Source organism: Stakelama pacifica (assembly GCF_004361835.1).
Lineage (GTDB): Bacteria > Pseudomonadota > Alphaproteobacteria > Sphingomonadales > Sphingomonadaceae > Sphingomonas > Sphingomonas pacifica.
Genome location: NZ_SNWD01000015.1, coordinates 65,808 through 92,066 on the forward strand (window position 1 = coordinate 65,808; position 26,259 = coordinate 92,066).

The 26,259-nt window shown below is 62.4% G+C and carries 18 protein-coding genes; 12 read left to right on the plus strand and 6 right to left on the minus strand.

Features of this window, described 5'->3' with window-relative positions; all coding sequences use genetic code 11:
* Nucleotides 1–3,057, minus strand: coding sequence for a bifunctional proline dehydrogenase/L-glutamate gamma-semialdehyde dehydrogenase PutA (putA, locus tag EV664_RS16640; RefSeq protein ID WP_133496846.1), 3,057 nt, complete (start codon nucleotides 3,055–3,057; stop codon nucleotides 1–3).
* Between the two features lie 98 nt (nucleotides 3,058–3,155).
* On the opposite strand from putA, the gene EV664_RS16645 reads away from it, so the two are divergent.
* The 5 genes from EV664_RS16645 to EV664_RS16665 all read left to right on the plus strand — a co-directional run bounded on the left by EV664_RS16645 (nucleotide 3,156) and on the right by EV664_RS16665 (nucleotide 7,113).
* The gene (locus EV664_RS16645) at nucleotides 3,156–3,611 is read left to right on the plus strand and encodes a MaoC family dehydratase (protein WP_133496847.1); all 456 of its coding nucleotides are present in this window, start codon (nucleotides 3,156–3,158) and stop codon (nucleotides 3,609–3,611) included.
* A 71-nt stretch (nucleotides 3,612–3,682) separates the two neighbouring features.
* On the plus strand, nucleotides 3,683–4,861 hold the full coding sequence (locus EV664_RS16650; RefSeq protein ID WP_133496848.1) for an acetyl-CoA C-acyltransferase: 1,179 nt from the start codon (nucleotides 3,683–3,685) through the stop codon (nucleotides 4,859–4,861).
* A gap of 78 nt (nucleotides 4,862–4,939) precedes the next feature.
* Nucleotides 4,940–5,818: a hypothetical protein gene (locus tag EV664_RS16655; RefSeq protein WP_133496849.1), complete on the plus strand. Its 879-nt coding sequence runs from the start codon at nucleotides 4,940–4,942 to the stop codon at nucleotides 5,816–5,818.
* A gap of 87 nt (nucleotides 5,819–5,905) precedes the next feature.
* Nucleotides 5,906–6,403, plus strand: coding sequence for a pyridoxamine 5'-phosphate oxidase family protein (locus tag EV664_RS16660; protein WP_133496850.1), 498 nt, complete (start codon nucleotides 5,906–5,908; stop codon nucleotides 6,401–6,403).
* A gap of 341 nt (nucleotides 6,404–6,744) precedes the next feature.
* Nucleotides 6,745–7,113, plus strand: a complete 369-nt coding sequence (locus EV664_RS16665) for a YkvA family protein (RefSeq protein WP_133496851.1) — start codon at nucleotides 6,745–6,747, stop codon at nucleotides 7,111–7,113.
* Nucleotides 7,114–7,278: 165 nt separating this feature from the next.
* Here EV664_RS16665 and EV664_RS16670 read toward each other — a convergent pair whose 3' ends face one another.
* On the minus strand, nucleotides 7,279–7,860 hold the full coding sequence (locus EV664_RS16670; protein ID WP_133496852.1) for a septal ring lytic transglycosylase RlpA family protein: 582 nt from the start codon (nucleotides 7,858–7,860) through the stop codon (nucleotides 7,279–7,281).
* Nucleotides 7,861–7,960: 100 nt separating this feature from the next.
* On the opposite strand from EV664_RS16670, the gene EV664_RS16675 reads away from it, so the two are divergent.
* Nucleotides 7,961–9,949, plus strand: a complete 1,989-nt coding sequence (locus tag EV664_RS16675) for an FUSC family protein (RefSeq protein WP_162848892.1) — start codon at nucleotides 7,961–7,963, stop codon at nucleotides 9,947–9,949.
* Between the two features lie 72 nt (nucleotides 9,950–10,021).
* Nucleotides 10,022–12,793: a response regulator gene (locus tag EV664_RS16680; RefSeq protein WP_229668315.1), complete on the plus strand. Its 2,772-nt coding sequence runs from the start codon at nucleotides 10,022–10,024 to the stop codon at nucleotides 12,791–12,793.
* A gap of 26 nt (nucleotides 12,794–12,819) precedes the next feature.
* Here the strand turns inward: EV664_RS16680 and EV664_RS16685 are convergent, their stop codons facing one another.
* Nucleotides 12,820–13,881 carry an SDR family oxidoreductase gene (locus tag EV664_RS16685; protein ID WP_133496854.1) on the minus strand — a complete coding sequence of 354 codons (1,062 nt, stop codon included), beginning with the start codon at nucleotides 13,879–13,881 and terminating at the stop codon, nucleotides 12,820–12,822.
* 97 nt (nucleotides 13,882–13,978) lie between these two features.
* Here EV664_RS16685 and EV664_RS16690 point away from each other — a divergent pair, with 97 nt between their 5' ends.
* A complete protein-coding gene (locus tag EV664_RS16690) occupies nucleotides 13,979–14,359 on the plus strand; it encodes a winged helix-turn-helix transcriptional regulator (RefSeq protein WP_133496855.1) in 381 nt (126 codons plus the stop codon).
* 12 nt (nucleotides 14,360–14,371) lie between these two features.
* On the opposite strand, the gene EV664_RS16695 is transcribed toward EV664_RS16690, so the two are convergent.
* On the minus strand, nucleotides 14,372–15,259 hold the full coding sequence (locus EV664_RS16695) for a dienelactone hydrolase family protein (RefSeq protein WP_133496856.1): 888 nt from the start codon (nucleotides 15,257–15,259) through the stop codon (nucleotides 14,372–14,374).
* A 226-nt stretch (nucleotides 15,260–15,485) separates the two neighbouring features.
* On the opposite strand from EV664_RS16695, the gene EV664_RS16700 reads away from it, so the two are divergent.
* Entirely contained in the window at nucleotides 15,486–16,238 is a 753-nt protein-coding gene (locus tag EV664_RS16700) for an SDR family oxidoreductase (RefSeq protein ID WP_133496857.1), read from the plus strand.
* Nucleotides 16,239–16,634: 396 nt separating this feature from the next.
* Here the strand turns inward: EV664_RS16700 and EV664_RS16705 are convergent, their stop codons facing one another.
* Together EV664_RS16705 and EV664_RS16710 are read right to left on the minus strand one after the other, a co-directional pair.
* Nucleotides 16,635–17,528, minus strand: coding sequence for an endonuclease/exonuclease/phosphatase family protein (locus EV664_RS16705; protein ID WP_133496858.1), 894 nt, complete (start codon nucleotides 17,526–17,528; stop codon nucleotides 16,635–16,637).
* Between the two features lie 82 nt (nucleotides 17,529–17,610).
* Nucleotides 17,611–21,000, minus strand: coding sequence for a class I SAM-dependent DNA methyltransferase (locus EV664_RS16710; RefSeq protein WP_133496859.1), 3,390 nt, complete (start codon nucleotides 20,998–21,000; stop codon nucleotides 17,611–17,613).
* 191 nt (nucleotides 21,001–21,191) lie between these two features.
* On the opposite strand from EV664_RS16710, the gene uvrA reads away from it, so the two are divergent.
* The 3 genes from uvrA (at nucleotide 21,192) to EV664_RS16725 (ending at nucleotide 25,971) form a co-directional block, all read left to right on the plus strand.
* On the plus strand, nucleotides 21,192–24,176 hold the full coding sequence (uvrA, locus tag EV664_RS16715; RefSeq protein ID WP_133496860.1) for an excinuclease ABC subunit UvrA: 2,985 nt from the start codon (nucleotides 21,192–21,194) through the stop codon (nucleotides 24,174–24,176).
* Between the two features lie 78 nt (nucleotides 24,177–24,254).
* Nucleotides 24,255–25,133: a nucleoside/nucleotide kinase family protein gene (locus EV664_RS16720; RefSeq protein ID WP_133496861.1), complete on the plus strand. Its 879-nt coding sequence runs from the start codon at nucleotides 24,255–24,257 to the stop codon at nucleotides 25,131–25,133.
* A complete protein-coding gene (locus EV664_RS16725; protein ID WP_133496862.1) occupies nucleotides 25,054–25,971 on the plus strand; it encodes an IS1595 family transposase in 918 nt (305 codons plus the stop codon). Before EV664_RS16720 ends, EV664_RS16725 begins: the two co-directional genes overlap by 80 nt.
* Nucleotides 25,972–26,259: the final 288 nt, after the last annotated feature.

Sequence of the window (26,259 nt, forward strand, 5' to 3'; positions counted from 1 at the left end):
TCAGATTTCGCCCGTATCGAGGCTGAGCAGCGAAGCATTGCCGCCCGCACTGGTCGTGTCGATCGACACCGCGCGTTCGGCGCAGAAGCGCGGCAAATAATGCGGTCCGCCCGCTTTCGGCCCCGTACCCGACAGGCCTTCGCCGCCGAACGGCTGGCTGCCGACGACCGCGCCGATTTGCGAGCGATTGACGTACAGATTGCCGACGCGTGCCCAAGTCTGCATGATGTCCGCAGACTTCTGGATACGGCTGTGCAGCCCCATGGTCAGGCCATAGCGTTTCGCATTGACCCGCTGGACCGTCTCTTTCAGCTTGCCCGCCTTGAACGTGGTCACATGGACCAGCGGTCCGAACCATTCGCGGTTCAGATCCTCGATCTCGTCGATCGAAATCATGGTGGGGGGTACGAACAGCCCCTCCTCGGGCGCTTCGACCGTCTTGATCCAGCGCGGACGCATCGTCTCGCGATAGCTCATCAGCTTGTCATAGGCATCGCGGTCGATCACCGGTCCGACATCGGTCGCCGGATCGCCGGGGTCGCCCAGATAGAGCATGTCCATCGCGCCCGACAGCATCGCGAGCATCTCGTCCGCGACGTCCTCCTGCAGGATCAGCATCCGAAGCGCCGAGCAACGCTGCCCGGCCGACCGGAACGCACTGGTCATCACATCGGCCGCGACCTGTTCGGGAAGCGCGGTCGAATCGACGATCATCGCATTGATGCCGCCGGTTTCCGCGATGAACGGGATGATCGGCCGCTCTTCATCGACCAGCAGCGTGGAGGCGATTCGCTTTGCGGTGGCAATCGACCCGGTAAAGGCGACGCCTGCGATCCGCGTATCGCTCATCAGCTCGGCCCCGACATCAGCGCCGCCCGTGACGAGCTTCCACGCATCGTGCGGAATGCCGCACTGGTGCGCCAGTTCGACGATGCGACGAGCGATCATCGGCGTTTGCGGGGCGGGCTTTGCCACCACCGTATTGCCGGTGACGAGCGCTGCCGCATTCTGACCCACAAAGATGGCGAGCGGGAAGTTCCACGGGCTGACCGTGGCGAAGGTGCCCCGCCCTTCCAGCTTCATCGCATTATATTCGCCGGTCGGGCCGGGCAACCGGATCGACGGCATATCGACCCGTGCGCGATGGGCGTAATAGCGGCAGAAATCGGCCGCCTCGCGCACCTCGCTCAACGCATCGGGGATCGAACGGAACGCCTCTTTGACGACCAGCCCCATCAGCTCGATGCGGTTTTCCTCCAGCACATCGGCGAATTTTTCGAGCAGGCCCGCACGCTCCTCGACGGGACGCAAATCCCATTCGGGATAGGCCGCCTGCGCAGCGGTGATCGCGCCGTGCACATCATCATTCGACGTGCGCGTCGCCTCGATAAAGGCACGCGAACGCCCGCTGGGATGGTGCGGGTCTTCATGGACCGAATCGATTCCCTCGGGCTGGAAATCGACCGCATTCACCTTGCGCGCGGTATCGAGCAGCGTGTCGCGATCGTTGAGGTCGATCCCTTGCGAATTCTTCCACTCGCCCATGATGTCGATGGGCAGCGGGATCTGCGGCAACATGCTGCCGCCAACCTTCGCCGTTTTCTCGACCGGATCGGCGAGCAGCGCGGCATCGTCATACTCGTCATCGGCAAGCTGATTGACGAAGCTCGAATTCGCACCGTTTTCGAGCAGGCGACGGACCAGATAGGCAAGCAGCTCCTTATGCCCGCCGACAGGGGCATAGATGCGGCAATGATAGCCCTCTTCATCGACCAGCCGGTCGTACAGGCCTTCGCCCATGCCGTGCAGCCGCTGAAATTCGAACCCGCGCCAGTCCTTGCCATGCCGCTCGGCCGCCCATTCGAGAATGGTGCCGACGGTGAGAGCATTGTGCGTGGCAAAGGCCGGGCCGATATTCTTCGCCTCCAGCATGTCCTTGGCACAGGCAAGGTAGCAGGTATCGGTCGACGCCTTGCGCGTGAACACCGGATAGTCGGACAGACCCTCGACCTGCGCTCGCTTGATCTCGGTATCCCAATAGGCACCCTTGACCAGCCGGACATTCATCGGGCGGCCCAGCGTATCGGCCCATTCGATCACCGCACGCGCACGCTTGCCATAGGCCTGCACAGCAAGGCCGTAGCGGTTCCAGTCGCGGAATTCGGGATTGCGCGCGATCGCGCCGATAATGTCGAGGCTCATGTCGAGCCGGTCGGCCTCTTCGGCATCGACGGTAATCGCCACGTCCTGACGCATCGCCTCGCGGCAAAGCTGGGTCAGCCGCTCGGTAATTTCCGGCACGCACTTGTCATATTGCGACGTTTCGTAGCGGGCATGGAGCGCCGACAGCTTGATCGACACGGTATGATCGCGATCGGGTTCGCGCCCGACCTTGTCGATCGCGTCCCAATAGGATTCATAGAAATCGTCCGCATCCTTCTGCGTCCGCGCAGCCTCACCCAGCATGTCGAAGCTGGCGGTGAAGTTGCGATTCTCCTTTTTGCGCATCCGCTTCTGCGCTTCTTCGATCGTGCGGCCCATGACGAAGACTTCGCCCATCAGGCGCATTGCAGCGCCCACCGCCTGACGAACGAACGGTTCGCCCATTCGCCCGACCAGCTTGCGGACCACACCGCCGCCGCCTTCGCCCTCACCGACCATCACCCGGCCGAGGATCAGGCCGAAGGTCGCGGAGTTGACGAGCCGCGAATTGGACGAGCGCGAATGCGAGCGCCAGTCGGCATCGCCGAGCTTGTCGGAAATCAGCAGGTCAGCCGTCGTCGCATCGGGGACGCGCAGATACGCCTCTGCCAGCGTCATCAGGGCAAGACCCTCCTGCGAACTCAGCTGATATTCGTTCAAGAACTGCGCGACCCAGCTTCTGTGCTGCGCCTCGCGAATGTCTCCGATCAGGTGTTCGGCGCGGGTAACGATTCGTTTCCGTTCGGACGCATCGAGTCGCGCACGCTCGATCATCGGTTTTAGAACATCGGGTTCAGGGGCCCGATGGAGCTTAGCCATGGTTTTACGGGCCGCGGACGTTACGTCTGTGGTCATATTCCTATCTTTGGTCGGGCGGGGCCTTGCGGGGTACGCGCGGCCGGGCCTATGGAAAGCCGGGACTGAGCAAAATCGGCGCCGACTGGGAAGAGCGAATGTACGCTATCACGATCGAAGAACTGGCCCAACGCGTCGGATCGGTGCGAGTTTCCGAATGGGTGGAAGTCACCCAGACGATGATCGACCGGTTTGCCGAAGCCACGGGGGATCATCAGTTCATTCATGTCGATCCCGAAGCCGCGAAATCCACGCCTTTCGGCGGTACCATCGCACATGGCTTCCTGACTTTATCGCTGATGCCGATGCTGGCCGAAAAAATCGACCAGCCAGTCGTTCAGGGTATGAAGATGGGGGTGAACTATGGTGGAAACAAGGTCCGCTTCCTCACCCCGGTCCGTTCCGGCTCGCGCGTACGCGGTCATTTCAAGCTATTGTCGCTGCAGGAAAAACGCCCCGGCCAGTGGCAACAGACGAATGAATTCACCGTCGAGATCGAGGGCGAGGAAAAGCCCGCGCTGATCGCCGAATGGATCTCGCAGATTTTCGTCTGATGCCGATTATGCACCGAAATCCCGCAACACCCCGTTTTCCTCATCAAAAACATCAGGAAGGATAGCCCATAATGCGTTCCGCAGTCATCGTTTCCACCGCCCGCACCGCCATCGGTCGCGCGTATAAGGGCGGGTTCAACGCCACGCTCGGCCCGACGCTGGGCAGCTATTCGCTCAAAGCAGCGGTCGAGCGCGCCGGGATCGAAGGCGGCTCGGTCGACGACGTCATCTGGGGCTCGGCCCTGCAACAGGGCAGCCAGGCCCCCAATATCGCGCGTCTCGCTTTGCTGCGCGCCGGGCTTCCCGTCACGGTGGCGGGCATGTCGATCGACCGTCAGTGCGCCTCCGGCCTGATGGCGATTGCGACCGCGGCAAAGCAGATCATCACCGACAATATGGATATCGTCATCGGCGGCGGGCAGGATTCGATCAGCACCGTCCAGACCCCCGAAATGCGCGTCACGCCCGACAAGGAGCTGATCGCGATGCAGGGCGACACCTATATGACCATGCTGCAAACTGCGGAGGTCGTCGCCCAGCGCTATAATATCAGCCGCGAAGCGATGGACGAATATTCGCTCGAATCGCAGCGCCGCACCGCAGCTGCGCAGGAAAAGGGCTATTTCGACGACGAGATCGTCCCCGTCACCACCATGATGAACGTCATGGACAAGGAGACCAAGGAAGTCTCGCAGCGCGAAGTCACCATCGCCAAGGATGAGGGCAACCGCCCCGACACCACGCTCGAAGGGCTTCAGGGCCTGAAGCCGGTCATGGGTCCCGACAAGACGATTACTGCGGGCAATGCGAGCCAGCTTTCGGACGGTTCTTCGGCCTGCGTCCTGATGGAAGAAAAGCTCGCCGAACAGCGCGGCCTCACCCCGCTCGGCCGCTATGTCGGCATGGCGGTCGCAGGCACCGAGCCTGACGAAATGGGCATCGGCCCCGTCTTCGCGATCCCGAAGCTGCTCGAACGCTTCAACCTGAAGATGGACGATATCGGCCTTTGGGAACTCAACGAAGCCTTCGCGGTGCAGGTGCTCTATTGCCGTGACAAGCTGGGCATCCCCAACGACCTGCTCAACGTCAACGGCGGCTCGATCTCGATCGGCCACCCCTATGGCATGACCGGCGCGCGCTGCACCGGCCACGCACTGATCGAAGGCAAGCGCCGCGGCGCGAAATATGTCGTCGTCACCATGTGCGTCGGCGGCGGCATGGGCGCTGCCGGGTTGTTTGAGGTGCTGTAACGCGAGCATCTGGAGATAAAAATCGCGCCGTGCTAAATATCCCCCACAATTGCAGATCATGCGTTGTGGGGGAAGGACATGAGAATCGCGCGGTCAGCATTCGCTTTTATACTTATTGCCTGCGTTTCGTTTTCGGCTCCGATTGCACATTCTGCGCCTTTTCAACAAACAACTTCCAATAGCGGCGAAAGCAAGAGGGATACTCCCAGCGAAAACCGGAACAAAGATATCGAGGTATTTGGCAAACAGACCAAAACCGATCCGCAAATGCGGGTTCGGAGCCCTTTTCTGGGCTTTGACGGCATTCGGACCAAAGAGGCAAAACTGTCGATAAGGTTCGCGCAGTGCCTCGATCATTTTAACACCAACAGGCTGCACGAGCTCCTTGAGGGAAAACCTTCGACCTGGGAATCTGAACGAGCACTAGCGCTACTCATAAAGTCGCACAGCGCCTGCTATCCTGATTTCAATTCGTCAGTTCCGCTAAGAGATCTCGGGCGATGCAACCCCTACCCGATCGTCATTTTCCGGATCTATGAATGCCGGGCACCATTTGACAAAGGTGCCATCATAGCGGCTGTGCTGAAGAAATATGCGCCCGATCTCAAGCTGACTGCCAAAGAAATGGCGGATCCTAGCGTTCAGCAGCGCTTCCTTTCCCATGAGAAAATCAGGAATGGGAGTAGAAGCGAAGCCGATGCGACCCTTTATGGCGTCACGACCTGCATGGTACGTTTTGCACCGCGGCTATCCGTTCAGCTGGTCTATTCGACGTTCGACAATTTACGCGACCTTTCGAATAGATTGATACAGCAGACACCCATGTGTCTTGCAGGCGCGGATCATCTTGATATCAATATCATGCTTCTTCGCGCTTATCTCGCCGACTCCGTTTATCAGTGGGCACTCGCCGTGAGAAACATCGATACGCTCATCGTCGATCAGCCCGAGCGTTGATCTTCATCTCCCCCGATTTTCCAACGAAACCGCTTGGCGCTTCCGCTCGTTGTCGGGGCTGATGATGGTTTCAAAGGAGAGTCAGTGATGGCCGACAAAAAAGATCCGCAACAGGTAAAGCATGATTTCTGGAAAAAGCTGGCCGACAGCCCGTTCGTCATGCTCGGCCTTAACGACGGTCAGCATAGCGAACCGCTGACCGCGCAGCTCGACAAGGATCAGGTCGATACGATCTATTTCTTCATCGGCAAGGATAATCGCGCGGCAAAGGGCGGCGCTGCGATGATGCAGTTCGTGTCGAAGGGGCATGATTTCTTTGCCTGCCTGTCGGGCACCGCGAAGCTCGACAACGATCCCGCGATGATCGACAAGCTGTGGAATAAGCAGGTCGAGGCATGGTTCCCCGAGGGCAAGAGCGACCCCAATCTGGCGCTGCTGCGCTTCGATATCGGCACTGCCGAAATGTGGGAGGCCGATGTGTCGCTTTCGGGCAAGCTGAAAATGCTGTTCGGCGGCACGATCAAGCCGCAAGAAGCCGGCACGCATGAAATGGTCGCGACGACCAGCGAGAATACGCCCGCCTGATATCGGATAGATATGGCGTAGAAGGTCCTCCAACCCTCCACTCGTCACCCCGGACCTGTTCCGGGGTCTACGGCGCGGCGCGCACCGCACCCGATGCGCCTGCCGCGCCGTGGATGCCGGGACCAGCCCGGCATGACGGATGGCGGGTAAGAGCACATATCGTGCCCTCCCCCCGTCACTCCGGACCTGTTCCGGGGTCCACGGTGCCAAAAGGCCTGCATCCGATGCTCGTGTCGCACCTATGCCCGAACCAGCCTATCATGACGGCATAGCCAGGCCAGCCTTCCCTGCGCGCCCCAACCCGCTTGACCCGCTACCTTCGCCAGCGCAGAACCCGGCCCATGGGACCGTCGCTCGTTCATCGCCTGCATGTCGAGGCACATGCCGTCTGGTTCGCGGTCCGCGATCCGCGCACGCCCTGGTATGCGCGCGCGATCGGTATTCTGGTCGCCGCATATGCGCTGTCACCGATCGACCTGATCCCCGATTTCATTCCGATCATCGGGTTGATCGACGATGCGATCCTGATCCCGGCGGGGCTGTGGCTGTTCGAGCGGCTGGTGCCCGATGCCCTGCTCGCCGAACATCGCGCCGCTGCCGAGCGCGAGACGCGCCGTCCGCGCTCGGGACTGGGGGTCGCGCTGGTGCTCGGCATCTGGGCGCTGATCGCCTGGCTCGCCTGGGGCTATGTCGCAACCCGCTGGGATTGAGTCCGGGTCGGAGGCGACACGACGGCAGTTGCGTTCGCCGCCCCGGCGCAGGCGGGAGTCGCCGACGACAGCGCGCCCTTCGAAGCGCTCCGGCTTTCGCCGGGGTGACGTATATCGGAGGAGGGGCTTGGCAGCGGCGCTACCACCACCCCCTCTCGTTCAACTTCACCCCGGCGGGATCAGACCGTCGCGTATCCCCGCCGCGAATTGCGCGCGAAGCGATTGCAGCGCGCAGTCCGATTCGCGCGGGCGTTCACGCGCTTCTTTGCCCTTGCGCAGCCGTTCGCGATCCTTTTCCGGCGGCTCGACCCGCTTGACCCGCACCCGCGCATAGCCCTGCTGACGGATGCTCAGCGCTTCGGCTGCGCCGCGCGACAGATCGATCACCCGACCGGGACGGAACGGCCCGCGATCGTTGATCCGCACCAATATCGTCTTGCCGGTATCGAGCGCCGTCACCTCGACATAGGTCGGCAGCGGCAGCGTCTTGTTCGCCGCGGTAATCCAGTCGGGACGGAATTTCTCGCCGTTCGCGGTCCGGTCCCCCGATTCATTGCCATACCAGCTGGCATAGCCGAGCACGTCATAATCGGGATCGATCTTCGGCACATAGGTTTCGCCCGCGACGCGATAAGGATTGCCGATCTTCACCGGATAGTCGGCAACGGGCCGATAGTTGCCGCCCGAACAGGCGCTTAGCGCAAGCCCCGCCGCGGCCGCCACAATCGCTGATCGCCGATAGGTCATGTTCGTCCCGCTACCCAAAAGCGCGCAGCAGCGCCAGTCCCGGTGCGAAACCCATTTCGTCTATGGCACAAATGCTTCGCCCGTTTATTGTGATGCGCACGTGCCCACTTTGCTCACCCTTTTCGTCAATGCGCTGCCTGCGCCGACACGCCGGTCGCTGGTCCGCGCAGATCCCGGGATGCTGCGCACCGCGCGCGGGGCGCGGGCGATGTTCGCCTTTCTGCTGACATTGCTGCTGTCGCTTCTGGTCGGGGCGATTGCGGGCGTGTCGGTGCTCGATTTTCTGATCGGCTTTCCGGTCACCGTCTTTTGCTGCGCGGCGATCGGCGACGACGAAACCCGGGCACGGATCGGCAAGATCGCTGCACTGGCACTGGCGGCGGGGCTCAGCTTCACCCTGTCGGCGCTGATCCATTCGACCTGGACCAACCATATCGTGTTCATCGCGGTGATCGGCGCGGCGGCCTATATGCGCCAATATGGCGGGCCGTGGATCCCGGTCGGGCTCGCTGCCAATGTTGCGTATTTTTTCGGCGCATTCCTGCAACCCGATACTGAGATGCTGCACTGGCAATGGGGCGGCGTAGTGATCGGCGCCGCCTGTGCGCTGATCGTGCATCAGCTTGTCGTGCCGCACCGGCCATGGCGGCGGATGCGCTGGTCGGTGATTGCGATCCGGATGCGGCTCGCCCGGTTGCTCGCGACCACCGCCGCGTTCGAACCCGGCGGCAATTCGAAGCCGCTGCGCGGCCAGCTCGACCGGGTGGCGGCGGCAGTCACCATTGCCGAGACCGAGCTGGAAAATCTCCCCGGCGGCCGGCTTGCCCATCGTCCGCTTGCCGAAGCGCTGATCGCGGTCCTCGTCCTTGCCGAGCGGCTGGCACTTCAGACCGAGGGCGATCCGGCGCGCGCGTGCGCCCCCGAAACGCGCGCTGCGATGCGCGCTTTGTCGGAGGCGCTGCGCTGCGACCGGCCGCTGCCGCGCGCCGCGCCGCTCGAACCGCTTGCCGATGCGATCGCGGAGCTGGATCGGGCGCGGCAATTGCCGCCCGACCATGATGCAGCGCGCAGCGTCGAAGCGCCCCCGCCCGCGCCGGTCAATGCCGTGCTTCGCCCCGCCATCCAGTCGGCATCGGCAGCGGCGCTCGCCATATTGGGCGGTGCGGCGCTCTCGCACGATCGCTGGTACTGGGCGGTCATCACCGTGTTCGTAATGTTCACCGGCACCTATTCGCGCGGACAGGCGCTGGCCAAATCGATGAAGCGCACCTTCGGCACCTTTGCCGGGATTCTGGTCGCGATGGGGATTGTCTGGGCATTGCACGGCGATGTCCACGCCGCGCTGTTCCTGATGCCGGTGGCGATTTTTTGCGTCTTCTACGCCTATATCCAGTCCTATACCTGGATGGCGTTCTGGATCACAGTGGTCGTGGGACTGCTCTTTTCGGTCACCGGCCGGTTCACCGATCAGGTGATGCTGCTCCGGCTGGAGGAAACGGTGATCGGCGCGCTGGCCGGGATCATCGTCGCGACGCTGGTGCTGCCCCGTCGCACCGACGTTCATGCCCGCGATCAGTTCAATGCGCTGTGCAAGGCGGCGCAGGACACGGTGGAGGCAGCGCTGCCGTCGGGTGCGCTCGACCGGCTGGCGCTGACCGCCGCGCTGCATGATTTCGAAGCGAAACTCGCCGCGCTGCGCGAGGCGCTCGATCCGCTCCGCCTCATCCCCGCTCCGGCGGCGATGCGCCAGCGCGACCGCACGCAACGTCAGCTTGTCCTTACCAGCTACTGGATGCACGAAATCGCGCTGGCTGTGCGTCAGATGGACGGGCGCAAGGGCTGGCCGCCGCCTGCCGAGGCGCAATGCGCCGCGCATGACCTTGCCGGGCTTCTCTCCATGATCGCGAAGCCGGGCTATGCCCCCGATGCCGATCCCGGGGACGACGGGCGCGACCGCCCGCTGCCACAGGAGGAAAGCGACCCGGTGCGCAGCCTGCTCCGCGCGAAAAAGGGACTTGCCGAGGCAATGATCGAAACCGCCCGGATGCTGACCGACCGTAGCCGGCAAAGCCGTGCCTTTCGCTTCTGATCCAGCCCGCCTCTACCGGGATTACAGGGGCTATCCGATTGACTCCGGAGGCTTGTTCCCGCAATAGGGCATATGGGATATGTTGCACCGCGCAAACCCTCGCAAGCCGACGGGCTAGAGGATTTCATTTCCGACATGCTGAAATCGGGTGAATATCATGATCGGGATGATCTTGTCCGGGCGGCGCTTACGGCGTTGCACGATCAGCGCGCATCCCTGTCCCGTCCGGCATCCGACTGGCTGGTCTCAGGCGGTTCGTGCGGTGAAATGATCCGGGAAAAGGACTGGACGCAAACGCCGCTCGGTCCGGTTGCCGGCTGGTCGCTGGAAATGCGCGCTACGGTCGCCAATGTCGTCAATTCGCCGGTGGCGAAGGTGCTGATATGGGGCCCGCAACACATCCTGATCTATAATGACGCTTATGTCCCGATTCTCGGGTCGCGCCATCCGGATGCGATGGGCGGTGCGGTGGAAACCGTGCTTCCCGAAGTGTGGGACTGGAACCGCAAGGTTCTGGACGCCGGTTTCCGGGGCGAACTGACCCGCTCGCGCGACGTTCCCATGACGCTGGAGCATGACGGTCAGACGCGCGATTTCGTCTTCGACCTTGCCTATACCCCGGTATATGAATCGGACGGCAGTGTCGGCGGCGTGCTGTGCACCGTGGTCGACAATACCAGCCGGGTGGAGGCGGAGCGCCGCCTCGCCACCAGCAATCGCCGCTTCCGCACTGCCATGGACGCGGTGCACGGCGTGCTGTGGACAAACACCGCCGACGGCCGGATGATCGGCGAACAGCCCGGCTGGGCCGCGCTGACCGGCCAGTCGTTCGACGAATATCAGAATTACGGCTGGACCGACGCGGTTCATCCCAACGATCGCGAAGCCTCGATCACCACCTGGCAGGAAGCGGTCGCGACCCGCACCATGTTCGTTCACGAACATCGCGTCCGGCGCAATTGCGGAACCTGGCGCAATTTCGCGATTCGCGCGCTGCCCATCACCAATAGCGCGGGCGAGATCGAGGAATGGGTCGGCGTCCATACCGATATCACGCATCAACGCGCGGCAGAGGCGGCGCTGCGCGAACATGCCGCTGACCTTGCCCGCGAGATCCGCCATCGCGAGCGTGCCGAGGATCAGCTTCGCCAGCTCAACGAAACGCTCGAAAGCCGCGTGATCGAAGAGATCGGCACGCGCCGCGAGGCGGAGGCGAAGCTCGCTCAGGCGCAGAAGATGGAGATGATCGGCAAGCTGACCGGCGGCGTTGCGCATGATTTCAACAATCTGCTGCAGGTCGTGTCGGGCAATCTGCAATTGCTGGCCAAGGATATCGCCGGCAACGCCAATGCCGAACGCCGCGTCGCCAATGCGATGGCGGGGATTTCGCGCGGTGCGAAGCTTGCCAGCCAGCTGCTCGCCTTCGGTCGCCGCCAGCCGCTCGAACCGAAGGTCGTCAACGCCACCCGCTTCGTGAAGGGCATGGACGATATGCTTCGCCGCGCGATCGGTGAAGCGATCGAGATCGAAACCGTGTTCAACGGCGGCCTGTGGAATACGTTCATCGATCCGGGCCAGATCGAAAATGCATTGCTCAACCTCGCCATCAATGCGCGCGATGCGATGAACGGCGCGGGCAAGCTTACCATCGAACTCGCCAACGCCCATCTCGATGATGACTATGCCCGCACGCATGACGAAGTGGTGCCGGGCCAATATGTCATGCTCGCGGTCAGCGATACCGGCAGCGGCATGCCGCCCGAAATCGTTGAAAAGGTGTTCGAGCCGTTTTTCTCGACCAAGAGCGAGGGCAAGGGGTCGGGTCTTGGCCTCTCGATGGTTTATGGCTTCGTCAAACAATCGGGCGGCCATATCAAAATCTATTCCGAAGTCGGCCACGGCACCACGATCAAGCTCTATCTGCCCCGCGCCATGGAGGCGGAGGATGTCGAGGTCGCGGTCGAAACCGGCCCGGTCACCGGCGGCACCGAAACCGTGCTGGTGGTCGAGGATGACGATGAAGTGCGCGCCACCGTGGTCGAGATGCTCTCGGATCTCGGCTATCGCGTGCTGAAAGCGGTCGATGCGCAAAACGCGCTCGCCGTGATCGAAAGCGGCATGGCGATCGACCTGCTGTTCACCGATGTCGTGATGCCCGGCAACCTGAAAAGCCCCGAACTTGCGCGCAAGGCACGCCAGCGCCTGCCCGATATCGCGGTGCTGTTCACCTCCGGCTATACCGAAAATTCGATCGTCCATGGCGGGCGGCTCGATGCCGGGGTGGAGCTGCTCTCCAAACCCTATACCCGCGAAGCGCTGGCACGAAAGCTGCGCCATGTGCTTGCCAATGAAGCGCAGCGGCGCACCGCGAGCGAGGTCCGGCAGGCCCGCGAACCTTCGCCTGCACCGGCGGCGGAGGACGAACGCCCTGCGCAATCGGTCACCAGCCGCACCGTGCGCCCCACCGTGCTGGTGGTCGAGGACGATCCGCTGATTCTCGTCAACACCGCCGAACTGCTCGAAGCATCGGGCTATGCGGTGATCGAGGCGGCAAGCGCTGAAGAAGCGCTGACCGCGCTGCAAACCGCGCCGATCGAGATATTGGTGACCGACCTCAATCTGCCCGGCGCATCGGGGGCAGAGCTTGCCGTGCGCGCGCGGGCAATGCGCCCCGACGCGGCGATCGTCTATGCCACCGGGGATATCAGCTCGATCCATGCCGAACCGGGCGTAGCGGTGCTGCCCAAACCCTATGACAGCAACGCCCTGACCGCCGCAATCGAACGCGCCCGCAGTTCTGCTCCGGCTGAACCCGAACGCACGGCGGTGGACGCGGCGGAATAAACGCCGCGCCTGTCATCTGCTGACGCTCAGGGAATGATCCGTTCATCCCGCAACTGTTGGAACAGATCGAAAAACGACTCGTCCGTCGACTGATAACCGGTGAAACCCAGCTTCCGGCTCTTCGACATATCGGTCACCACTTCGATCGGCCGCCCCAGATCGGCATCGCTGTGCCAGGGAGAGGCCAGCCGCGTCAGGTCCGCTTCGATCAGCCCTTCCCGCTCGGCAATGGAGCGCCAGATTGCCGCATCCCCGGCCATCTGCTGCTCCAATGGGCGCACGGTGCCATCGAAGGGGGCAGGTTCGATCTCGAACCACTGCGCGATCCGGCGCCACATCCAGCGCCAGCGGAATATGTCACCATTAACGATGTTGAACGCCTCGTTTGCGGCTTGCGGCGTTTCTGCAGCCCATATGAGTTGCTCGGCCAGTTGTCGGGCATCGGTCATATCCGTCAGCCCGTCCCACTGAACCGCTGAACCCGGAAACGTGAAGGGGCGCCCCGTTTCACGGCACAGGATGGCATATACGGCCAGCGTAGTACTCATATTCATCGCATTGCCGACCGCCTTTCCGACGACGGTGTGCGGGCGATGCACCGACCAGTTGAAGCCGTCGCGCTCGGCAGCAGCAAAGAGTTCGTCCTCCTGCGCATAATAGAAATTGGCGACGTCCAGCCGCCCCTGATCCTCGCGGAAGGGAGTTTGCGGCATCGCGCCCTTCGCATAGGCATCGAACGGCCCGAGATAATGTTTCAGGCCCGTCACCAGCGCTACATGGCGCGGCCGGCGAGGCTTGGCCAGCCCGTTCAACAGGTTGCGGACCATCGCACCATTTACGCGGATATTCTCTGCCTCGCTGTCACGGCGCAACCATGTCGTGAGGAACACCGCATCCGGGTGGACATCTTTCAGCGCGTCAGCCGTCGCCTGCGCATCCTGCAAATCCGCCGCCACGGGGATCAGTCCGTCCCGCGCCACCGGCCGCCGCGCCAGCCCATATACCTGCCATCCTTTTTCGATCAGCAGCGATGCCGTCGCACTGCCGCCAATCCCGCTGGCACCGACCACCAAAGCCGTCTTACTCATGCCGTCCTCCTTCACTTGTTCGACAAGGAACTAGGCAGAGCACGCCGATCCTTCTAGACGGCACCAGATTGGGACATAGGCACCGAAAGGTAACCAGATGCGGCCCGGCACCCCGGAACAGGAATGGCGTGAAGATTGCGCACCGCGCCGCGTGATGGAACTCTTCACAACGAAATGGACCAGCATGATCCTGCATACGTTGCACGCGCGGCATGATGGCGCAGCGCGCCACGGCGTCCTGCATCGCAGTCTGCCGGGCATTTCGAAAAAGATGCTGACCCAGACGCTTCGCGAGATGGAAGAAAGCGGCCTTGTCTCCCGCCATGTCGAACAGGTGGTGCCCCCGGCGGTCGAATATCGCCTGACGCCGCTCGGGGAGCGTTTTGTCGAACCGGTCGAACTGCTGTACGCATGGGGGCGCGACAATGCCGATGCGCTTGACGCGCTCACTCCCCGGGCAACCTCCCGCCGGGGCTGAGCGCGCCGGGCCTCAGCCTTTCAGCGCCTCGGCGAACAGCACGCTCATCCGCTCCCACGCCTTTTCCGCCGCTGCCTTGTCATAAGCGGGGCTGTCGATCACGCACCAGCCATGATCGGCGGGATAGACCTCGATCTCCGCCTCGCGCCCGGCAGCCTCCGCCGCCGCGCGCAGCTTCACCTTCGCCTCCGGGTCCTTCGCATCGTCATTCTGCGCGATCGCGAACAGGAATGATGCGCGCGTTTTGTCGAGCAGGCGGTGCGGGCTTTGCGGATCGTCTTCCTTCGCCAGCCCCGCGCCGTGGAACGACGCCGCCGCGCGTACGCGTTCGGGCACGGCGGCCGCGCTGAACACCGTGAACGGCCCGCCCATACAATAGCCGTTGGTGCCGACGCCGCGCGTGCTGTCGACCGAATCCTGTTTGTCGAGCCAGCCGATCATCGCCCCGGCATCGCTGCCGATCGCATCGGCGGTCAGCTTTTCGCGCCAGGGACCGACCTTCTCGAACCCGTTTTGCGAACGAAACGCGTTGAAATCCTCGAATTGCGGCACCTTCGTATCGCGATAATAGGGATTGGCGACCAGCACCGCATAGCCCTGCCCGGCCAGCCGCCGCGCCATCACCTTGAACGCTTCGCGCAACCCCGCAATGTCGGGCCAGGTCACCACCGCCGGATAGCTGCCCGACGCAGGCCGGACGAAAAACGCATCCATCGTCCCGTCTTTCGTGACGATGCTGACCATATCCTCGCGCAGCCCCTCGCCCGCATTGGCCGCAGCGCCGCGCGTACAGGCAGCCACCGCCCCCGCCGCCGTGAGCGCGGCAAAATGCCGCCGGTTGAGCGACCAGTCATAGCCCTTCTCAGCGGTCCATTCGTTCACAGTGTCGCGTTCGCACATCACAAAATCTCCTGCGCCCGCCCCGGCCCCGCGCACCATAGCGCGCCGCAGCCATAGTGAAAGGGTAGTGTCGGCTTTCCGCACTTTCAGCCCTGCCGAAAGTCAACGCCGCTTCCCGAAGCCGATCGATGGCGAGCCTCTCAGAGAGTCCCGTTTGATAACAAGCAACGGGACGCGCGCGGTCGAAAGGCGCGTTAGCGGATTGCCTCCATCAAGGAGGAAATCAATGAAATTACTGGACGGCAAAGTCGCGATCATCACGGGTGCCAGTTCCGGCATCGGGAAGGCGGCTGCGAAACTGTTTGCCGCGCACGGGGCGTCCGTGGTGCTCGTCGCCCGGCGGGAAGCCGCGCTGAAATCAGCGATCGACGAGATCGAAGACCAGGGTGGCCGCGCGCTCGCCGTCGTCGGCGACGTCATGGAAGCGGGCACGCACGATGAGGCGGTTGCTGCTGCACAAGCGACATTCGGCGGCTTGCACATCGCGTTCAACAATGCGGGCACGGTCGGAACCATGGGCCCGCTCGCCGGGATTGAGCCTCGCCAATGGGCGGAAGTGCTGGCGGTCAATCTGACCGCGGCCTTTCTCGCCACCCGCGCGCAGGTTCCTGCCATGATCGGGCAAGGGGGCGGCGCGCTCGTCTTCACCAGCAGCTTCGTCGGCAACAGCGTGGGACTGCCGGGCATGGGGGCCTATGGTGCAGCCAAAGCGGGCCTTATGGGCCTGGTCCGAGGCATCACGGCCGATTATGCCGCATCCGGCATCCGCGCCAACGCCCTGCTGCCCGGCGGCACCGCTACCGACATGGCGGGCGATGACGCCCAGCGCGAATGGGCTGCCGGCCTCCACGCGATGAAGCGGATCGCCCGGCCCGAGGAGATCGCTCAGGCAGCGCTGTTCCTCGCCAGCGATATGTCGAGTTTCGTTACAGGATCGGCGCTCTGGGCAGATGGCGGCAACGCCGCCGTGAAACTTTAGCCGGTTCTCATAAGCGGCGGCTTCCAGCGCCCAAAGCGCGGAGGCCGCCGTCCGGCCCGAACCGGGATCGTTTCCGGGATGGCGGCTGGCCATCCGCCGCGCAAAGGTCAACAGTCCCCTACCCCATGCCCATCATTCACCGCGCATTTCCGTTAGCGGTCGTTCACGGTTTCCCGACCCTGCCCTCTCGTCCTGCGCCGGTCGAAACCGATCCCGACCGCCTGTCCCGGCAAGTGGCGAAGGGGACAGCACTTCTGTCCCGAAGCGATCGCCTTCGCCCGGCCTGCTGTCAGGCCGCACCCGGTCCGGCACCCACGCCACCCGAACCGCGCGCGCCGGCGAACCATGCGGAACCGCTCGCCCTGCAACCATAACCGGCAACGCGGCCCCTGCCTCTCACATCCCGGCGTCATCCCCCGCCTCGAACCGCAATTTCGCGACCACGGGAAAGTGGTCCGACGGATAGACCTTGCCTTCATGAAATGTGTCGGTCGTGTCGCTCAGCACATCGAAGCCGCGCACGAAGATATAGTCGATCCGCCGGTCGGCCGTCCCGGTAAAATCGTGAAAGCTGTTATCCGGCCCCTTGCTCACCTTTGCCGCTTCGCGCGCATCGGTCAGTGCCTCAGCAAAAGTCGCATAGGCTTCGCTATCGGGCCGGGCGTTCATGTCCCCGGCCAGCACCAGCGGCATGCCTTTCGCCATATCGGGCAGGCGCGCGACGATCTGCGCAGCCGAACGTTGCCGCGCCTCGGCGTCGACATCGCGATGGGCAAGATGCGTGTCGAGGAACAGGAAGCGGTGCGCGTCCGCCCCCTTCGTCTCGAACACCGCCCAGTTGACATTGCGCGGCAGATCGACGCCCCAGCTCATGCTGCCCGGCTTGTCGGGCGTATCCGACAGCCAGAATTCGCCGTGGCGGAGCAGGGTCAGCCGGTCGGGGCGATAGAAAATCCCCATATGCTCGTCATCATGCCCGCCGCGCCGGTCGATCCCGAACCAGCGATAGTCGGGCAGCGCGCGAACGATATCGTCGCCCTGCCGCTTGAGCAGCTCCTGCGTCCCGATGACATCGGGATGCGCCGCCCGGATCGTCGCAATCGCCACCGGCCGCCGCTCGGGCCAGCTATGCTCGCCCGTATCCGAAGCATAGCGCACATTGAACGACATGACGGTCAGGTCCGCCGCCCCGGACGTCTGCGCCAGCGCAGGCGCGCTCACCGCCAAAAGCGCGACCGCCACCGCTGCTACCCTCGCGCCGCCGACGCGCTGTAATACCCGAAATTTCATGACCGCTACTCCCAGATACGCCAACCTCTCCGGGTGCATAGCTGCCATGTGCGTCGCTATTGTTGCAAGCGGCGAGCGGGCGTCATGCCACCTTGCGCAACCGATACCCCTCCGCATCGCGCGCGACATGGCCCAGCCGGACCAGCGCACCCAGCGTCGCCGCGATCCGGTGTTCGACCTTGCGCCCTTGCGAATAGTGCCGTGCAATCGCTTCCGCCGTCATCGCACCGCCGCCGCGAAGCGAGTCGATCACGCTTGCCGTCTGACCGATCGCATCGCGCGGAAAAGCAGGCTTCTTCGCTTTCGCCTCCGGCAACATCGCCTCGATCTGTTCGGCCTTGGCGCGCGGCGCAAGCTGGGTAAGCCCCGCTTTGGAAATCTGATAATCGGGCCGCAACCAGCGCACCGTGCCCGCTTTCTCCTCGGCATGCCGCTCGGCATTCAGCGCGACCAGCCGCTCGACAATCTGATCGTCGGACAAGTCGCGCGGCCAGCCATAGGCATCGGCAACCGCATCGTCGATCTGCGCATGGAGTTCGGCGATAATGTCGACCCGCCCGCGCATCCGCTGATCCTGCTCGGCATCGGTAAAGGCTTCGCCCTTCATCAGCTTTTCGCGAAGATTATACAGCCCGGTCAGTGTCAGGTCGCCATGCTCGGCCAGCACCTGCTTGCGCGTCGCATCGAGTTCCTCGGCGAGGTCGCCGATGATTTGCTTTTGCGCTTCGGTGACGTTTGGGAAGGGGAAGGGGTCGAAGCACAGGCTTTTGGTGAAGCGTGGGCGGTCTTCAAGAGTAGCACCGCGCGCGGTCGTCCATGCTAAGTCGGCCCGTGCGGATAACACCGCTAAATGCCAAGGCTCATCGCTCGCCATTACAACGAGCATATTGTCCGGAAGTATCGACTGATCGAGATACTGAAAGACACGATGCTTGGCCGTCTCCACGGTCGCAATGTAACGATCCAACCCATTAAACGCTGGCCTCAATTCACGCCGCGGTTCTCCAAAAATCCACCAGTTGTCCCGGTAGGTAGCACGGTTATTTGCGTCTCGTTCCGGCTTCACCGTAATCAGCAGATGCTGGTACACTTCGGGAAATCGCTGCCGAACTTCGGCTTCCTCCATCCCGAACAGGTCGATCACCATCACCCCGCGTGTGCGTGAGGTGAGGTCGCGCCCATTGCGATAGGGCCGGATGTGCTTTTCCAGCCCCTCACGTTTTCCCAGCCCCAGCGCTTCCGCCTCGGCTGGCGTTACAATGAATCCCGCCCCGTGCAACTTTACGCCGGGCGAACAAATCCACTCGTTCGAAAGAAGCGGCTTCGCTTGGGTTACATCGGCACCGACCGTCAAGTCCGCATGGACTTCGCCCGCCCTCTGATCGAGGCCAATCTCCGGCGCATCGCTGTCCAATCCGCTTTCCGCAACCACGTCCAGCAGCACCCCCTCGCGCTTGCCCCCTTCCGCCACGGTCATCGCGATCCGCACCGCCGCTGCATCTTTGGTCGCCTTAGTCCACGGATGATCGGGAATCGCCATGATCAGGCTGATCGGCGGACGCCCGTCCAGCCGCTTCGCGATCACGCGGCGGCTGAACTCCTGCGTGATCGAATTGGTGGTGACGAAGCCGAAGCGTTTCAGCTTCGTACCCTTGCGCACCAGCATTTCGGCGGCATGGTCCCACCAATACATCACGAAATCGGCGGATTTGTTGATCTTCGGATGCGCCTTCCATAATGCGGTGGCATAGGCGTCGCCCAGCCGCGATCGAATATCTTTGCCGCCGATAAACGGCGGATTGCCGACGATATACTCCGCCTGCGGCCATTCGGGGCGGCGCGGATTGGGCAACTCGGTGCCGCTGCCATCTTCCTTGGCGCGTTCCGGATCATGCGCCACCACCGCATCCATCGCGGTGATGTTTTTCAGCTTTTCCAGAACCGGATCGGCGATGCTCGTGCCGTTGCGCATCTGCCATTGCAAATAGCCAAGCCACAGCACCAGTTCCGCAATCGCCGCCGCGCGCGGATTCAGCTCCAGCCCCAGAAAGTTGCGCGGATGCACGGTGGAGGTTTCCAGCGCCAGCGCCTCCTGCCCGCCCAGATCGGCGAGCACTTCCAGCACATCGCCTTCAAGCCGCTTCATCAGTTCCAGTGCGACATACAGGAAATTGCCCGTCCCGCACGCCGGATCAAGCACACGGGTACTCGCCAGTTTCTCGTGAAAATCATGCACCGCTTTGATCGCCGCGGCGGTGTCGCCGTCCTCGCGCTCGCGCTCGACCGTGCCCAGCACCGCGCCTTCCCATTCGGCCTGTAACGGGTCGATCACCGTCGCATTGACCAGCCGTTCGACATAGGCGCGCGGCGTGTAATGCGCGCCCAGCCGCTTGCGCTCCGCTTTATCGAGCGCCTGTTCCAGCAGCGTGCCGAAAATCGCCGGCTCCACCTCGGTCCAGTCATGCCGCGCGGCTTCGTACAGTTCGCCGATCTCCTCGCGCTGCATCGCAATCGCGCTACGTTCGGAAAACAGGCCGCCGTTGAAATGCCGCACCTTTTCGCGCAGCGTCGTGGAAAATCCGCCCTTGTCCATTTTCTCCCACAGCTCTTCCAGCATCGGGGCAAACCCGTCGGGATGGGTGCGCGCCTCGCCCAGCACCTGGGTAAAGCTGCCCCGCGTCAACAGGCCGGTATCTTCCGCGAACATGGTAAACAGCACACGCATCAGGAAATGCGCGACCCGCTCCGCCGGATGGCCGCGATCTTCCAGCCGCTTCGACACGCTGGCAAGCCGCCGGGCGATGTCGCGCGTTACCTCCGCCGCCTTTTTGGCGGGGTCCAGGCTGTGCGGGTCGAGCCAGATCGCGCGCAGCCGGTCGCGAATATCGGGATCGCGCAGATCCTCCATATAGATGCGAAACCCCGCGCGATCGGGAAATTGCCGGTAATTGCGCCCCTGCCCCGAAAAATCGGCGAATATCTCGATCGCATGGCCGACATCGCACACCAGAATGAACGGCGGCCAGACATGGTTTTCGGGCAAAGCGCGAGCATATTGCTCCGCCTGTTCGCGAGCATTGCGCATCAGCACATCCCAGCCGCGATTGGCGCTGCGCCGCCCGCGCGCACCGCCCGCATCCATGCCCGGCAGAGCGGCCTGACTTGCCGCCATCGCCACTTCCTTGGCCCCGCCCCGTTCGCGGCTTTGCTTCGCTTCCAGCACGAAGCAGCTGCGTTTATACAGGTCAATGCGCCCGTGCCCGCTCTTGCCCTTTTCATCGCGAAAGGTCACCGCGCGTTCGAACACATAGTCATTATGGTCGTGGGTAGCGTCGGCAGGGTCGGGCTGCGGCAGGTCAAGCACCTGCGCCAGTTCGGTCAGAAACAGCGGAAAGTTCGCGCGCTCGGCCCCGCCTTCATTATGCTGCCAACGCTCGATAAACGCATCGAGCGCTGCATGCGTACTGTCCATGTCGCGCTTCCCCCTGGAAGCGCAGGTTCATGACTGCGCGCGCATTTCGCCATATGAACCTCGTCCATTCCAGACATGCCCGTGCGGATATCTATCCGTTACGGAGCGTTGCCCTCCCGGTGGCAAAGCAGGCCTCGCATTCCTACCTACCCCCTAGCATCCCGACCGGAACAGAAGTAGAACCGCACCTTATGAGCCTTACCCATATTTCCGTCCGCGGCGCGCGCGAGCATAATCTGAAGGACGTTTCGGTCGACATTCCGCGCGACACGCTGACGGTCATCACCGGCCTGTCGGGCAGCGGGAAGTCCAGTCTCGCCTTCGACACCATCTATGCCGAGGGGCAGCGGCGGTACGTGGAATCGCTCTCCGCCTATGCGCGGCAATTTCTTGAGATGATGCAGAAGCCCGATGTCGATCATATCGAGGGACTGTCGCCGGCGATCAGCATCGAGCAGAAAACGACCAGCCGCAATCCGCGCTCGACGGTCGCGACGGTTACCGAAATCTACGACTATATGCGTCTGCTCTGGGCGCGTGCGGGCATTCCCTATTCGCCGGTCACCGGCCTGCCGATCAGCGCGCAGACGGTCAGCCAGATGGTCGATCGCGTCCTCGCGCTTCCCGAAGGCACGCGCCTCTATCTGCTCGCCCCCGTGGTGCGCGGGCGCAAGGGCGAATATCGCAAGGAACTGGCCGAGTGGCAGAAAGCGGGCTTTCAGCGCGTCCGCATCGATGGCGAGATGTATGAGATCGAGGAAGCGCCGAAGCTCGATAAGAAATATAAGCACGACATCGAAGTCGTCGTCGACCGCCTCGTCGTGCGCGAAGACATCGCCACGCGCCTTGCCGACAGTTTCGAAACCGCGCTGAAGCTCGCCGACGGCCTCGCTTATGTCGACCTCGCCGACACCACCGTGGCCGAGGCAACCGCAAACCCCTCCCCTTCAGGGGAGGGGCAAGGGGTGGGGGAAATCTCGCAGAGCACACCCCTCTCCACCAACGTCACCGGCGGCGCGATGAAGGGCGCGGGCGTTCCCGACAACCGCATCGTCTTTTCCGAACGCTTCGCCTGCCCGGTATCGGGCTTCACCATCCCCGAAATCGAACCGCGCCTGTTCAGCTTCAACGCCCCCCAGGGCGCCTGCCCGGCGTGCGACGGCCTGGGCGAGCGGCTGGAGTTCGACCGCGACCTCGTCGTCCCCAATGACGAACTCTCCCTCAAAAAGGGCGCGATCGTCCCCTGGGCCAAATCGAACCCGCCCAGCCCTTATTATATGCAGGTGCTCGGCAGCCTTGCGCGCGAATTCGGGTTCGCCCTCGAAACCCCGTGGAAGGACCTGCCCGACAACATTCGCGAGATGATCCTGACCGGCACCAAGGGGAAGCCCGTCACGCTAACCTTTGTCGACGGGCGCAAATCCTATGACGTCAAAAAGCCGTTCGAGGGCGTGCTCGGCAATCTCAATCGCCGGTTGATGAAAACCGAAAGCGCGTGGATGCGCGAGGAGCTTTCCAAATATCAGGCCGCGCATCCGTGCGAGACCTGTGGCGGCGCGCGCCTCAAACCCGAAGCGCTCGCGGTGAAGATCGACGGCAATGACATCTCGCACGCCAGCCGCCTGTCGGTGGTCGACGCGCTCGCCTTTTTCAAAACCCTGCCCGACAGCCTGACGCCGCAGCAGCAGGAAATCGCCCGCCCGATCCTGAAAGAGATCGACGAGCGCCTCGGCTTCCTCAACAATGTCGGCCTCGATTACCTCAATCTCGACCGCAATTCGGGCACGCTGTCGGGCGGCGAATCACAGCGTATCCGCCTCGCCAGCCAGATCGGATCGGGCCTGTCGGGCGTGCTCTACGTCCTCGACGAACCGAGCATCGGCCTGCATCAGCGCGACAACGACATGCTGCTCGAAACGCTCAAACGCCTGCGCGACCTCGGCAACACCGTCATCGTCGTGGAGCATGACGAGGATGCGATCCGCTCCGCCGATTATATCCTCGACATGGGGCCGGGCGCGGGCGTCCATGGCGGCGATCTGGTCGCGAAGGGCACGCTTGACGAAGTGCTCGCCACCCCCGGATCGGTCACCGCCGACTATCTCAACGGCACCCGCGAAATCGCGGTGCCCGCAAAACGGCGAAAGGGCACGGGCAAGAAGCTCACCGTCCACAATGCCCGCGCCAACAATCTGCAGAACGTCACCGCGTCGATCCCGCTCGGCACCTTTACCTGCATCACCGGCGTATCGGGGTCGGGCAAATCCAGCTTCACCATCGACACGCTCTACGCCTCTGCCGCGCGCACGCTGAACGGCGCGCGCGTGCTGGCGGGCAAGCATGACAAGATCACCGGCCTCAACCATCTCGACAAGGTGATCGACATCGATCAGTCGCCCATCGGCCGCACCCCCCGGTCGAACCCGGCGACCTATACCGGTGCCTTCACCAATATCCGCGACTGGTTCGCCGGCCTCCCCGAAAGTCAGGCGCGCGGCTACAAACCCGGCCGGTTCAGCTTCAACGTAAAGGGCGGCCGGTGCGAAGCATGTCAGGGCGACGGCGTGCTGAAGATCGAAATGCACTTCCTTCCCGACGTCTATGTCGAATGCGATGTGTGCCACGGCGCGCGCTATAATCGCGAAACGCTGGAGGTGAAGTTCAAGGGGATGAGCATCGCCGATGTCCTCGACATGACGGTCGAGGATGCGCACGAATTCTTCAAGGCAGTGCCCCCCATTCGCGACAAGATGGCGATGCTGGAGGAAGTCGGCCTAGGCTATGTAAAGGTCGGGCAACAGGCAACGACCCTGTCGGGCGGCGAGGCGCAGCGCGTCAAACTGGCCAAGGAACTCAGCCGCCGCGCCACCGGCAACACCCTCTACATCCTCGACGAACCCACCACGGGCCTGCATTTCGAAGATGTCCGCAAATTGCTCGAAGTGCTCCACGCGCTGGTCGAACAGGGCAATACCGTCGTGGTGATCGAGCATAATCTCGACGTGATCAAAACCGCCGACTGGATTCTGGATTTAGGGCCGGAGGGCGGTGTGAAGGGCGGCGAGATTATCGCTGAGGGCCCGCCGGAGAAGATCGCGGCGAGCGAGCGGAGCTTTACGGGGCGGTATCTCGCGCCGTTGCTGGAGAAGGGGAAAGAGCGGATGGCGGCGGAGTAAGGGGGCACAACGGCTCCGTAACCATTGATCTGGCACCAGATTTGTTATTTGTAGACGTCATGGATCCTATTGGAGCTAATGATGGCATCAAAACCAAATGTTGCGGCTAATGACGCTGATCGGAAAGACGCAACCGAAATCGTCAATCAGCTTGCAACCAAGGAATTAGTGTTCGGAGTTGTCGGCCCTGTAGGAGCGGGCTCCAGCACCATCGCATACGCCTTGCGTGATTTCCTCACTAGCTCAGGTTACGACGTCCATGTGGTAAAGGCTCGCAGGTTTATAGAAAACTTTGCAGCCGAGCGTCACATCGAAATCTCTAAGTCTCTAAAATTGAAACAAACAGAGGATTTACAGGATGCCGGTGATTCCATGCGGAAGGCATTGGGGCATTCAGTAATCGCAGAGAAGTTTGCCGTCGAAATTCGCGATCTAAGAGCCAAGGCCGTTGGCGGAGACCCGACTTCGGCTGAACCGATACCCCCTGACGAAACCCCCCGGGCTTATATTCTCGACTCAATTCGCCACCCATCAGAAGTTGCCCTACTTAGAAAGATTTATCAGCAGTCGTTCTGCCTAATTGGGGTAGTCTGCGAAGAGTCGGTAAGACTTGATCGGCTCCATGATAAATATCTCGACGCAGGTCGGGACGTTATAGCTTCATTTATGAAGCGCGATGAAAAAGCTGCCGAAAAGCACGGCCAACATGTATCTTCGGCTTTCCATCTTTCTGACTTTTTCGTCGAGAACACTCAACCTGATTATATTACAGGACCAGGAGGGGTAAAAAATTCCAACCCCGCTTGGAACGTTAATGAAGACTTGGCCGGCAATTATATACTTTACTTAGCAGCCCGATTGAGGCATATCATCGGGCATGGACATCAACATCACCAACCCGATCTTCCACGACGAAGCCAAGGCGATTGCGCACCTCGAAACCTCGCGCTGGCCTGATGGTGCGACCTGCCCGCATTGCGGGTCGGATCGGGTCCGCAAGATGGAAGGAAAGACGCAGGCTGGCATGTTCCTCTGCAACGACTGTCGCGACAAGTTCACCGTCCGCACCGGCAGCGTGATGGAGCGTTCGCACGTTCCGCTGCACAAGTGGCTTCTGGCGACGCACATCATGGCCGCTTCAAAGAAGGGCATGAGCGCTGCGCAGATGGCCCGCATGATCGGCGTCACCTACAAGACCGCTTGGTTCCTCTGCCATCGTATCCGCGAGGCCATGGACGAAGCCGATGGCAACACTCCCCTTGGCGGCGGCGATCAGGCCGTTGTCGAGGCCGATGAAACCTATGTCGGCGGCAAGGCCAAGAACCGCGCCACCCGCAAGCCCGCTGCCAAGAAGGCGGTTGTGGCCCTTGTCGAGCGCGATGGTCGCGCCCGCTCGTTCCATGTCGCCAACGTCAACGCCAAGCATCTGCGCGGCCTGATCGTCACGAACGTGCATCGTTCGGCTCACCTCATGACCGACGAAGCGACCGTTTACACCGGCATTGGCCGTGAGTTCAGCGGACACTCGGTCGTCAACCACAGCGCCAAGGAGTACGTCACCACCGGCGGCTTCAAGCACTCCAACACTGCCGAGAACTTCTTCTCCATCTTCAAGCGCGGCGTGATCGGCACCTATCACCACATGAGCGAGGCGCACCTTGGCCGCTACTGCCGCGAGTTTGATCTGCGCTACAACACTCGCGAAATGAGCGATGGCGAACGCGCTGCAGCTATCGTCAAGGGCATGGTCGGTCGTCGCCTTACCTATCGGCGGACTGATAACCTCGCCGCCTAAGCTGTTTCAGCCTCCCCGCAAGGTAGGGGGGAAGCGCAAGCGCTACTTCGATTGACTCGACTCTTTGCGTCGCTTCCCGCTAGCCTTGTGAGGCTTGTGGGGGGTGGCGAGCATCCGTTTCAGTGCCGCCTCTCGACGGGCCACCGTCTCGGCTTCGGGGTAGGTATCCTCTTGTTCGGATTTTGCCATGATAAACTCAACTGATCTGTTCGGGCAGGCGCGCTTAAAGCGTATATGGGCCAACCAGCACATCAATCAACTTCAGGCTCAGTGGGAAGCCTTCCTTAA